This is a genomic window from Candidatus Eisenbacteria bacterium, from assembly GCA_026388185.1.
Lineage (GTDB): Bacteria > Eisenbacteria > RBG-16-71-46 > JAFGJU01 > JAFGJU01 > JAPLKG01.
The window spans coordinates 313,827-326,269 of sequence record JAPLKG010000008.1; the positions used below are offsets into that span (position 1 = coordinate 313,827).

Genomic DNA, 12,443 nt, shown 5'->3' on the forward strand with positions numbered 1-12,443 from the left:
GTTTCACCCTCTTGCGCATAAGTCGTTTGCATGGGGTCGGGGCTCGCGCTCACGTCAAGAAGAAACCATTCAGGTTGTTCCAGTCTGTCGAATGTTGCGCGGCTGTAAGGAAAGGAGTGCGTGGAGATGCGCCGTTGTCACAAGCTCTTAGTTCTGAGCCTGATGTGCGTCTTCGTTGTTTCAAGCCCTTCAATCAGCTTGGCCCAGGGCTCAGGGAAGATCGCAGGCAAAGTGGTGGACGCGGCTACAGGCCAGCCCCTTGCCTTCGCGAGCGTGGTTGTGCTCGGAACCACCCTGGGTGCGACGGCCCTTAGTGACGGCTCTTTCGTGATCAACAAGGTGCCAGTCGGAGTCCACTCCGTCAGGGCAATGATGATGGGCTACGACACTGCGACCAGGGCCGATCTCTCCGTCGATGCCGACAGGACCAGCTCGGTAGAGTTTTCGCTACATTCGAAGGTAGCCGCAACACTTGACGAGATCAGGGTGAAGGGGCAGCGAGAGCAGATAGATTTCAAGAGTTCGTCAACGAAGCACGTGGTGGAAGCCAAGGAACTCACCCAACTGCCCGTCGACTCCTTCCAGGAAGCCATCGCCTTGCGGTCAGGGATAGTGGCACAGGGAGGAGAGCTGCACTTTAGGGGCGGCCGTACGAGTGAAGTCCTCTACATGGTCGACGGTATACCCGTTCGTGACCCTCTTGTCGGGGGGGCGGTTGACCTCGCCACCATGGCGATGTCCGAGTCCGAAATCCTGGTCGGCGGACTTGATGCCCAGTACGGCAACGCCCAGTCCGGCATTGTAAACGTGTCGACAAGAGAAGGCGGGAGCACTTTCTCGGGGGAGATGCGCTTTCTCACCGATGACTACGGAGCCAAGGACAAGACCTACGACAACTTCGATAGGATCAGCGTGGGTTTTGGCGGCCCGTTCTTCGTGAAGGACATGACTTACTTCATGTCCTACGACGGCACTTTCACCGATACCTATTTGAAGACTTCCGAGCTCCGATCTCGTTACAGGCTGTTGGACTTCATCTCGCTGGGTAACAGGCAGAATAATGAGTCCAAGTTCCAGGGCAAGTTGGCATACAACATCTCGAGCAACCACAAGCTGACTGCCGAGTACGTCCAGAACTACCAACTTTGGGACAGCTACCTGCACATGTGGAGCAGAGACGGCTACGTGCAGACTATGCCCGACACCGCGACGAGCGGCGAGATCAAGACGCTATATGGAGATTGGTCATGGTACAAGGTTGATTCGACCTACGTTGCTTACAACCCTGCCGAGCACACGCCCGACAACCTTAATGAATTCCGCCAGCTCAAGTTGGTCTGGAAGCAGAAGATAAGACCGAATCTCTTCTACACGGCTAAGGTCAGTCGCCATTCGTACTATTTTGTCTCGAGCGTTCTTGGCAAGAAACCCTGGGAATACTCTATTCGCTATCCTCAATATTGGTACAACTGGATAGAGGGCACGGTGGAACCCTTCTACGTAACCCACGGTGACTTTCCCGCTTACACGGAGAGGGCCACGACCGTGTGGACCTCGGTGGGTGATGTCACTGCGACGCACAGAGGGCACACGCTGCAGTCGGGATACGAAGCGACGTACAACGACATGAGACTCCTATCTATTCGTTATCCTGAGCAGACCAACGCCCAAGGTTTGTACGGGGCACTGAGGAGCGACTACCATTACTACAACCCCGAAGGAGCATTCTACGTCCAGGACAAGTGGGAACACGAGGGCATGGTGCTCAACATAGGGCTCCGGTATGACGTTTTCTCAGTGGGAGATCAGATAGACGCCTCCGAGATCACGGACAGGGTCAAGGATCAGATCAGCCCCAGGATCGGGATCGCGTATCCGATTTCTGATAGGGACGTTCTTAGTTTCCACTACGGCCGTTACTACCAGATTCCGAACAGACAATACATCTTCGAGGACAGGGCAAGCACGAGTGCGGTCATCACCAGAGGTAACCCGGACCTCACGAACGAAACGACCGTTTCTTATCAGGCCGCCGTTCAGCACATGTTCACAAGCACGGTGTTCGGGCAGTTTTCCGTCTACTACAAGGACATCTTTGGATTGCTTTCCGCCCAAGAAAGGGTTGTGGCGGACAGTCCGCAGCCGGTGTACGTATATGTGAATCAGGACTACGCTTCCAGTAGAGGTTTCGAGCTTACCCTCAGAAAACGTTTCAGTTACAACTTCGCAGGAGAGCTTTCATACACGTACGGGCTTGCCACCGGTGTGGCGTCTGATCCCGACGCGCAGACGAGAACGCCGTTCCTCTATCTGCCGATCGCAGAGCAACCGCTCGACTGGGACCAGAGGCATACTGTGAGCGCACAGCTCCAAGTGAGTGTGCCTGAAGAGTGGAGCGTCAGCTTCGTTTGGAGATACGGCACGGGGTTCCCGTATACGCCTGTCAGCAGAGACCAGAGGGTGCAGGATCCCTCTTTGGTCAATTCCAAGAGACTTCCCAGCTCGACCACTCTGGACATGCAGGCCGACAAGACTTACAGACTTTGGGGGCAGCACCTTACGGTATTTATGCAAGCCATGAATCTGCTTGACGCCAAGAACATTGCAGATCTGGCACCGACGAACTGGCCCGTCTCGCCATATAGCGACACGGACGACTACATAATCTACTACACGGAGACCGGAAGAGCCGGCGGAGCGTATAACGCAGGAGACGTCAACGGTGATGGTCTGGACGATTATTACCCCGTCAACGATCCTCGCGTGTGGGACGAAGGCACTTCTGTGAGGATAGGCGTAGGGATTCAGTTTTAGAGAGTTGGCTCTTGTGCACCTTCTAAGAGTCTGATGGAGGTCAGGAAATGAGTTTCGTCAAGCGGGTGATGCCGCCGAGCTTCTTCGTCGTCTGTGGGTTGGTGGTGGGTGTGATGCTGGCTGCCAACCCTTGCCTTGCCCGGGGGCCTATGGACGATCCTTTTGAAGGTGTTCCCGGTGCGCAAGGAATCTACTGCTTAAGGCCTCCCAACGTCTACACACACGACGTTGGAAAGGTGACGCTCCAGGTCACAAACCTTGGCTTTTTCGGCAATCCTTACATCGAGGCCATCTCGATGGGTTGGCGGGGTGGAGAGTATCTTTACGTGGCAGGGTTGTGGATAGGGGCAATGGACGAAGACAATGTTCCTCACGTGTCCACGGCCGCGTATCAGGCGGAATTCAGACCCAGCATGAACACTCTTGACCACATTTACGTCTCCTACGAAGGCATGCCTGGCGGCAAGAGGTATGGACTCGGGAATAGCAGCGGTGACGACGACGGCGATGGGAAGGTTGACGAAGATTTCCAGGACGGTTATGACAACGACGGCGACGGCAAGATTGACGAGGACTTCGGGGCCATCGGCCAGCAGATGTTCTCGTGCGTATACAGAGATGACACTCCGGAGGCCAGGGCCTCTTACACCGAGCACGTGCCCTGGGGGCTCAAGGTGGAGCAAAGGAGTTTTGGTTGGGCCGTGAGCGGTTCCAACGAATTCATAGGTGTAGACTACAACATCTATCATGATGGTTCCGACGTCATGCGCAACGTCTACGTAGGCTTCTTCGTGGACGCGGACGCCGGGCCGAAGGGTCAGGAAAATCCCGGTTACTGGACAGACGATCTGGCCGGATACGCCGACACTCTTGTGCAGATATACGACGCCACGCAAATTGCGGGATGCGAGACTGACACTATTCGGATTCAAGTTGCATACATATGGGACGTTCCGGACAACGGCACGACTGCAAAGGGTGGGGACGTGGATGGAGCCGTAGGTGTTATGTTTCTCGGCCACAAGACCGATCGCACCGGCGTAACCGCTCCCGAGTCGGTCAAGGTCGCCACTGTCCGATGGTTCAGTTCGACGGCGCCTTACCCGGAAGGCGACCCCGGAACCGACCCTGAGCGATACGACCTCATGGCCAGCCGTCGGATTCCGAGTCGAAACGCCACCACTCCAAACGACTACAGATTCCTGCTCTGCGCCGGGCCTTTCCCGGTTGTTTCGCCGGGAGATGTTCTTCCCTTCCAGGTGGCCTTCGTGGTCGGCAAGGGCTTTGACGGAATGCTGGAGAACGCGATAGCGGCTCAGAGAATTTACAACGGCCAGTACTACAGCATGGACCCCAGCGCTACGTGGGGCTGGAACGGCAAGGAATCGCTGGTCAAGTGCGAAGGGGTGGGGTGCTACCAGTGCGTGGATGATGATTGCGACTCGCTCACTTCCTGCGTGATCATAAAGACGGGACAACAGGTCGCCGCCGATCTGGATTGCGACCTTTGCACCGGCGTCGCTGGCAAGGAAAGCCTTGTCCACTGGGTGGGTTCCACCGCGCCGCCGCCCCCTATTTGGAATGACGATCCTACTCTCTGGAATGATGATCCAACCGATGATCCTGTTCCGCCCGCTGCTACGGCGTCGATGGTTGGCCCTGCCGGCGACAAGAAAGTCGTGCTGCAATGGGACAACTCGAGTGAGATAGTGCCCGATCCTCTTTCTGCAAAGCTGAGGTTTGAGGGATACAGAATCTGGAAGGCCGCAAACTGGAAGCGGCCCGTGGGCGAAGTGGGTCCTTCCACCGACCTGTGGATGTTGATGGGAGACTTTGCGTATCATCCTATTGACAGTCTGGGCGCGAATTCTCCCAAGTATCTGGGCAACACCAGGGAATGGGGTGAGAACATCGCGTACGTCATCTGCGACACGTCTCTTGCATATTATGACTCGGACACACTCGCACTTCCTGGAGAGGAGGGTGAGGAACCGGACACCGTGATAGTGCATCACTATCCGGTGGGCAGGTACACGTTCACTGACCCCAATGTGATCAACGGGATGATCTACTTCTACAGCATTACGCCGTATGCGAAATGGTTTGACACTGCTTCGCAGGAGTGGATTGAGATTCAGACTCAGCCTGCTGCCACCGAGAACATTGCCATAATTCCGAGGGCAAACGCCCAGGACAAGCTTGGAAAGGTCACGGTAGTGCCGAATCCGTACGTGGGAGCCGCGGCGTGGGATCTGACCCCCAGCGACACTGACCCGACCGGCACCAAGATAGGCTTTTTCGGCCTGCCGAAGTGCAAGAGCACTCTTCGCATTTTCAGCCTATCGGGTGATCTGATCAGAGAGATGGCTCACGACGGTTCTGACGGCAACGGGACAATCTACTGGAACATGGTCACGAGAAACGGGCAGGACGTGGTGAGTGGAGTCTACCTGTTCTCCGTGGAGAGTGATTGGGGAACGTACGTAGGGAAATTCGTTATAATCAGATAGTCGGATCTGACGGTACCTGACAAAAGGAGGAGGTAAAGCCGTGAAAAGGCTTGCGACAATTGCTCTCTTACTACTGTTCATTCCTGCAACGTGTCTGGGCGCTGCCATATTCGAGAAAGTCGGAACCGTGGGCGGGCAATTTCTCAAGCTTGGGATAGGTGCCAGAGCTGCCGGAATGGGAGGAGCATACGTGTCGGTTGCAGATGATGCGACGGCCGTCTTCTGGAACCCTGCGGGTATAGCCCGCATTACGGGCAACGAGGTGTCGATCAACCACATGGTGATGCCTGCTGGCATAGCGTTCGACCAGCTTACGTACGTGTTCTCGTTAGGCTTCATCCCGGGCGCTTTTGCGGTCAATGCAAGGGCTCTAACGATGGACGACATGCCCCGCACCACGGTTTTCTATCCCGGCGGCGACGGTACCTACTTCGACGCAGGTGACATGGCGTTCGGGCTTTCCTATGGGCGTTCACTGACCGACAAGTTCTCCGCGGGTGCGACCTTGAACGTGGTGAGGTCGGGTCTTGACGAGTATTCGGCTCAATCAAACACGATTGACTTTGGGACCATATACGACACCGGTTTCAGATCCATAAGGATTGGCATGTGCATCTCCAACACCGGCTCGGAAATGAAGTTCATTGACAGGGGCGTGAAGATGCCGGTGATATTCCGGGTTGGCATGTCCATGAGTGTTTTCCAGAACGGACCGCATTCCATACTCTCCGCCGCGGAGTTCTCGCATCCGCCCGATAACGCCGAGAGGGCGAACTGGGGAGCCGAGTATTCTTTCCAGGACTTCTTCTTTGCGCGCGCGGGGTACAATTTCAACTACGACAGTGACGGCGTTGCGTTCGGTGCAGGCTTCAAGTTTCCGGTGAGCGGAACTGCTGTCGCAAGGCTTGATTATGCATACACCGACTGGCAAACCCTTGGTGGACTTCACAGGGTTTCCATGGAGCTGTCCTTCTAGTTGACGTCTTCTTTTGTCAGGTAATGGAATGGGTGTCGTATCCAGCGACACCTATTCCATTTTCCGGGCTGAAAGGTAGCCAGTACCGTGATGGCGTCTCTGTCTGCAAGAACTCTTGTCCTGGCATTGGTGGTCTCAGCCTCTTGCGCTGTCGTAACGCCACTTAGTGCCGGAGGTTTTCCCGTTGAGGGCACGGGAGACATCGAGTTCCAGGCGGACTGTGCCAGCTTTCTTGGACCCGACGGTACGGTTGAAGAGGAATTCTATGTCAGGGTGCAGAGCGAGCAGCTCAACTTCGAGAGAAGAGGCAAGAAGAATGAAGCTCACGTGCTTCTGACAGTGACTTTCGTCAACGAGTTGGGAGACGCCTACGAGATCAAGAGCCGGGAGTTCACCCCCGATCTGGAGGACAAGCCTGCGCGGGATGACTCCAATCTCTTCATGGTGCGTTACCCGATAACTCCCGCCGCAAAAAAGGTCCTAATCACGCTCGAAGATTTGAGGGCGCGCAGGCGGGGCATTTTCTACCTGTTCACCAAGGAAAGAAGGAAGGGAATCGCTGAGGCTGACGTCGAGGTTTCTGTACCCCTTTCCGGGACTCTCTCCATGAGCGACATCCAATTTGCGCGCTCCGTCAGTCCCAGTCAGTCGCAGAGTTCCGGATCCTTCGCGAAGAGCGGGCTTGACGTGATTCCGAATCCTACAAGAAGCTACGGTCTCCGAAGGGGAACGCTGTTTGCCTATTTTGAGGTCTACGATCAGACAGAATTCGCCCTCGAGAGGGGCAGAGTCTTCTACGACGTCGTGACGTCCATTCTGGACGTTAACAGGGAAACAGCGCTCTCAGACACCCAGAAAATCGTGTCGTCTTCTCGGCAATGGGTGCACACGATAGCCTTGGACGTCTCAAAATTGCCGACCGGAAGCTACTGGTTCAGGACCGAAGTCTGCCAGCAAGAAGGACTGAATAGAATTCTGCGTCAGAGCCAATTCAATGTGCTCTGGCAGGACGCTTCCTGGCAGAGGAACGACAGCTACGTCCTCGATGAAGCCAGTCTCTTTCTTACCAACGGGCAGTACAAGGCGTTCAAGCGCATGAATGCCGGAGAGAGAGAAGGATTCCTCGACGGATTCTGGAGACGCCTGGACCCCACGCCCGGAACCGCGACAAATGAGGTCAGGGAGGAGTTCGATCGAAGGGTAGCCTACGCAAACGCCCAGTTTTCCTTCTTCACCAAGGGCATGCTGTCCGACCGCGGGCGGATCTACGTGAGATACGGAGAGCCGGACCTCATCGACAAGCAAGTCGTGCCGACGGCGGGAGACGCGGCAGATATTCTCCTGGATGCCACCCTGAGCACGGAACAGGAAAATCTGGACCGCAGAGGAATAACGCCGAGGCTTGTCGGAAATGACAAGAGATCGTACGAAGTGTGGATATACAACATGAAGGGGAGGCCCCTGTTCTCGGGACAGGATCAGATGATGACGCAGTCGCTCGGGTTGAAGTTCGTATTTGTTGACGACACAGGCGCTGGGAACTACGTGCTTGACTACAGCAGCGACCGCAGCAACAAGTACCGCTAGCTTTTTGTCGCAGAAACGGGCTCCGCATCTCCCGGTGGTACTCCGCATTCCTGCGGCGCGCGGGTTTTCGCTTGACATTCCATGCCCGCCTCTCTTATACATATTTCACCAATCTTGTGAGAACGGACGTCTTTTCCGTGTGGTTTTCTATTCGGTGGAGGTCAAAGTGAGGATTGCAATCCTGACCGGTGGTGGTGATTGTCCCGGTCTCAACGCTGTCATAAGGGCTGTGGTCAGGAGGACGTTTCAAAGCTACGGAGGTCAAGTTCTGGGCATAAGTGACGGGTGGGCGGGACTAATTGAGGGAAGGCTTTCCCCGCTGGACATGCGCGCAGTTTCTGGGATTCTTCCCAAAGGCGGGACTATACTGGGCACGTCCAGAACGAATCCGTTCAAGGTGGAACAAGGTGTGGAGAGGATCAGGGAAAATCTGGCGAAATTCGGCATCGAGGCCTTGATCGTGGTTGGAGGGGAAGACACCCTGGGCGTGGCCACCACACTTTTCGAAATGGGTTTCAAGATCGTCGGCGTACCGAAGACAATCGACAATGACCTCTCCGGGACGGACTACACCTTCGGATTTGACACGGCCGTGAACGTCGCCACTGAGGCCATAGACAGGCTCCACACCACTGCCGAATCCCACAACCGCGTCATGGTGGTGGAAGTCATGGGCAGGCACACGGGTTGGATAGCAGTGGAGGCCGGCATGGCAGGTGGGGCCGATGTCGTGCTGATACCCGAGATTCCCATCAGCGTGGACGAGGTCTGTAAGCTCATCGTGCAGCGTCATCAGAAAGGGAAGGACTTCAGTATCGTTGTCGTGGCGGAGGGCGCCAAATTCCAGGACAAGGACATCTCTCGCATGATTGTGCAGGACGAAAAGGTGGACGCCTTCGGTCATGTTCGTCTGGGCGGAATCGGTGCCATTCTGGCTCGTGCGATAGAGGAGAAGATAGGGTTCGAAACCAGGTACACGGTGCTGGGACACATACAGAGGGGAGGCACCCCGACGGCGTTCGACAGGGTCCTCGGGACTCGATTCGGCGTGGCCGCCGCCGACCTCGTGGCGAAGGGGGATTTCGGCAAGATGGTCAGCCTTCAGGGCAACAAGATCAGGGCCGTGGACCTCAAGGAAGCGATCGGCAAACTGAAGACGGTCGACATGGAGCTCTACGAGATGGCAACCATCTTCTTTGGTTAGACGAAGCGGAGTGGACGGGTTTTTCGGGCCGCAATCGGGAAGTTACGACGACACGAAAAGCGAGGTATGGAAAAGTGACATTGGTGACCAATCGCGAGCTGCTGCAGAGAGCAACCAAAGAAGGTTACGCAGTCGGAGCCTTCAACACTAACAATCTGGAATTCCTTCAGGCCGTCACCTCAGCGGCAAGTGAAGAGAACTCACCAGTGATAGTCGCAATCTCCGAGGGGGCGCTCAAGTATGCGGGATTCGGCATGATTGTGACAATGGTGAGAGAGATTGCCACGAGACTGCCCGTGCCCGTTTCGCTTCATCTTGATCACGGCAAGGATGCTGCCGTTATCAAGGAATGCGTCGAGGGCGGATTCACGTCGGTCATGGTAGACGCCTCGGACAAGGAATTCGACGAGAACGTCCGGATTACGAGGAGTGTCGTTGAGCTTGCAAGACCCAGGGGTGTTTCCGTCGAGGCCGAGTTGGGCAGGCTTTCAGGCATAGAGGAGGGGATTTCGGTGACCGAGAGAGAAGCATTTCTGACCGACCCTTCCCAGGCGGCCGAGTTTGTCAAGAGAACGGGTGTAGACTCTCTGGCGGTGGCCGTGGGTACGTCGCACGGTGCTTACAAATTCAAAGGAGAGTCCGTCTTGGTGATTGAGAGGATACGCGAGATAAGGGATGCGACGGGTGGTTTACCGCTCGTTCTTCACGGCGCCTCCGGTGTGAGTCAGGAGCTTGTTGCGAAAGCGACACGCTATGGAGCAAGTCTGGGAAGGCCCGCGGGTGTTCCGGATGACAGCATCAGAGAAGCAATAAGACTGGGCGTGGGCAAGGTGAACATAGACACAGACATGAGGCTTGCGTTCATGGCCTCGCTGAGGGAGACCTTGTCGACCAAGACTAGCGAGTTCGATCCTCGTAAGATACTGGGTCCGGCCAGAGATTCCGTCAAAGAGGTGGTAAAGGGGAAGATGAGGCTCTTTGGGAGCAGCAATAGGATTTCTTGACGACGTTCGCCGGGCTCGAAGGGCCTTGTCGGCATTCTCGGCAACTCCTCCCACCTTTCAGGGGTGAACATCACGCCCCGTCATCGCCTGCAGCGGCTCAGTGGCAGATTCTACTCCGATCTGCGCACGCCCTTTCACTCTCGGTGGAAACCGCGATGGGAAAATCAAGAATAATCTGCACCTTGGGGCCTTCCAGCCAGGACGCGTCCACGCTCGGCGCCATGATGCGAGCGGGGATGGCCGTGGCCAGGCTCAATTTCTCTCACGGCACTCATCGCGAGCACCAATCTCGACTGGACCTCGTGAGGAGACTAAGCGAGAAACACGGCCGGGACGTGAGGATACTTCAGGATCTCCAGGGTTACAGAATAAGGATCGGCAAGTTTAAGGGCCGAAAATGGATTGTGCTGAAGGCGGGACAAATAGTTTTTCTGACCAACAAAAGCGAATTGACGGGCCGGGATATCGTGCCTTTCGACTACAGGGGTTCGCTGGCCGACATCAAGACAGGTAGTTCAATATACGTTGACGACGGCAACATAGCGTTGAAGGTCCGGACTAAGACCAAGGACTACATTCGGGCGGAGGTGATCGTTCCGGGAGTGCTCAAGGAGAACAAAGGCGTCAACATCCCGGAAGTCAATCTGCGATTCAAGGGGCTCACGGACAAAGACAGAACGGACCTCGAATTCGGCGTCAGGAACAGAGTCGACTTCGTCGCCCAGTCGTTTGTGAGCGGCAAAGAGGACATTCTTTGTCTGAGAAGCGTCCTACGTGAGAGCCGAGCCGATTGCCGAGTGATCGCAAAGATCGAGAATCGCAGGGGGATAGACAACATAGACGAGATACTGAGTGTGTCCGACGGCATCATGATAGCCCGCGGAGATATGGGGGTCTCTTTGCCGATATTCCAAATTCCTGTGCTCCAAAAGATGATTATCAGAAAGTGCAAACAAAGAAGAAAATTCGCCGTCACGGCCACTCAGATGCTTGAAAGCATGACGGAGCACCTGAGGCCCACTCGCGCAGAAGTGAGCGACGTGGCCAACGCGATGATAGACGGCTCGGATTACCTCATGCTCTCTGCAGAAACGGCCGTCGGCAAGCACCCCGTGGAGGCCGTTGAGATGATGACCGAGATTATCGATTTCACGACGCGTTCTCTCGGAAAACTCCATTCTTGAGAGACTCGTCGAGAGGCAAGGTGCGAGGAGCCTGGAGCGCAGGTAGAACAACATGAAGAAGACGGCACAACCGAAGAAACGAATTGCAGTTCTCACCGGCGGAGGAGATTGCCCCGGCATAAACGCGGTCATCAGGGCGGTGACGAAGAAGGCGATCGTTGCGTACGGCATGGAAGTCATCGGAATCGAAGATGGCTACGAAGGAATCATTCACGGCTGGCATAGGAAGCTTACGTACGAAGACGTTTCCGGAATACTTACACTGGGTGGTACGATACTTGGCGCCTCCAAGACGGCAAACCCATACAAGTACGCTGTGAAGCGAAAAGGCAAGCTGGAGTTCGAGGACGTCTCGCGCGTCGCGATCGACAACCTGCAGAAGCTCGACGTAGCGGGCCTTGTGTGCATAGGCGGAGATGGAACGCTGGGCATTGCACGCGACCTGTGCGAAGACGGCGTCCGCGTCGTCGGAGTGCCGAAGACGATCGACAACGACATCAGGGGGACCGACGTCTGCTTCGGTTTTGACTCCGCGGTGTGGGTCGCCACGGAAGGTATTGACAGGATTCACACGACTGCCCAATCGCATCATCGCATAATGATTGTGGAGGTGATGGGGCACAAGGCCGGATGGATTGCCCTTCATTCCGGAGTCGCCGGTGGAGGAGACATCATCCTCATCCCGGAGATTCCGTATGACGTTGAAAAGATCGCTTTGAAGATACAGGAACGGCATCACAGACGCAGGAGCTTCACCATCGTGGTCGTGGCCGAGGGGGCAAGGCCAAAGGGAGGAGACGTCGTAATACAGAGGATGGTCAAGGAAAGCGCCGATCCTGTCCGCCTGGGCGGCGTAGGCTTTGTTCTTGGAGAAAAATTGGAGCGACTCACAGGTTTCGAAACACGAACCACCGTAATGGGACACGTTCAGAGGGGGGGGAGCCCGACGCCGTTTGACAGGGTACTGGCCACCGAGCTGGGTGCAAGGGCGGTGGACATGATAGAGGAAAAAGCCTTCGGCCACATGGTGGGGGTGAAAGGAAATGCGCTCGTCGACGTCCCTTTGGGCGTTGTGACGGGAGGGCCAAGGGTGGTGCCGCGCAACCAGAGATTGTTAGAGGCGGCGCGCGCCCTGGGGACATATTTCGGCGACTGATCAGACAC

Annotated in this window: 8 protein-coding genes; all 8 read left to right on the forward strand. The window is 55.9% G+C overall.

All coding sequences use genetic code 11. The annotated features are described in order from the left end of the window. Window positions 1–126: 126 nt before the first annotated feature. The 8 genes from NTX17_04170 (at window position 127) to NTX17_04205 (ending at window position 12,435) form a co-directional block, all read left to right on the forward strand. Window positions 127–2,814 (forward strand): TonB-dependent receptor, encoded by a 2,688-nt coding sequence (locus tag NTX17_04170; protein ID MCX5800563.1) that lies wholly within the window; start codon window positions 127–129, stop codon window positions 2,812–2,814. 47 nt (window positions 2,815–2,861) lie between these two features. Next, on the forward strand, window positions 2,862–5,324 hold the full coding sequence (locus tag NTX17_04175) for a hypothetical protein (GenBank protein ID MCX5800564.1): 2,463 nt from the start codon (window positions 2,862–2,864) through the stop codon (window positions 5,322–5,324). 40 nt (window positions 5,325–5,364) lie between these two features. Continuing rightward, the gene (locus NTX17_04180; GenBank protein ID MCX5800565.1) at window positions 5,365–6,300 is read left to right on the forward strand and encodes a PorV/PorQ family protein; all 936 of its coding nucleotides are present in this window, start codon (window positions 5,365–5,367) and stop codon (window positions 6,298–6,300) included. A gap of 90 nt (window positions 6,301–6,390) precedes the next feature. Further along, complete coding sequence (locus NTX17_04185) at window positions 6,391–7,887, forward strand: GWxTD domain-containing protein (GenBank protein ID MCX5800566.1); 1,497 nt, start codon at window positions 6,391–6,393, stop codon at window positions 7,885–7,887. Window positions 7,888–8,053: 166 nt separating this feature from the next. After that, window positions 8,054–9,091: an ATP-dependent 6-phosphofructokinase gene (locus NTX17_04190; protein ID MCX5800567.1), complete on the forward strand. Its 1,038-nt coding sequence runs from the start codon at window positions 8,054–8,056 to the stop codon at window positions 9,089–9,091. Window positions 9,092–9,165: 74 nt separating this feature from the next. After that, window positions 9,166–10,095 carry a class II fructose-1,6-bisphosphate aldolase gene (fba, locus tag NTX17_04195; protein MCX5800568.1) on the forward strand — a complete coding sequence of 310 codons (930 nt, stop codon included), beginning with the start codon at window positions 9,166–9,168 and terminating at the stop codon, window positions 10,093–10,095. Between the two features lie 155 nt (window positions 10,096–10,250). Continuing rightward, window positions 10,251–11,279: a pyruvate kinase gene (gene pyk / locus NTX17_04200; protein MCX5800569.1), complete on the forward strand. Its 1,029-nt coding sequence runs from the start codon at window positions 10,251–10,253 to the stop codon at window positions 11,277–11,279. A 52-nt stretch (window positions 11,280–11,331) separates the two neighbouring features. Further along, window positions 11,332–12,435, forward strand: coding sequence for an ATP-dependent 6-phosphofructokinase (locus NTX17_04205; GenBank protein MCX5800570.1), 1,104 nt, complete (start codon window positions 11,332–11,334; stop codon window positions 12,433–12,435). Window positions 12,436–12,443: the final 8 nt, after the last annotated feature.

What these genes read in the sequence shown, in the direction of transcription:
- NTX17_04185 (MCX5800566.1), top strand. Translation starts at nt 6,391, where the DNA reads ATGGCGTCTCTGTCTGCAAGAACTCTTGTCCTGGCATTGGTGGTCTCA.
- pyk (MCX5800569.1), top strand. Translation starts at nt 10,251, where the DNA reads ATGGGAAAATCAAGAATAATCTGCACCTTGGGGCCTTCCAGCCAGGAC.
- NTX17_04205 (MCX5800570.1), top strand. Translation starts at nt 11,332, where the DNA reads ATGAAGAAGACGGCACAACCGAAGAAACGAATTGCAGTTCTCACCGGC.
- NTX17_04175 (MCX5800564.1), top strand. Translation starts at nt 2,862, where the DNA reads ATGAGTTTCGTCAAGCGGGTGATGCCGCCGAGCTTCTTCGTCGTCTGT.
- NTX17_04170 (MCX5800563.1), top strand. Translation starts at nt 127, where the DNA reads ATGCGCCGTTGTCACAAGCTCTTAGTTCTGAGCCTGATGTGCGTCTTC.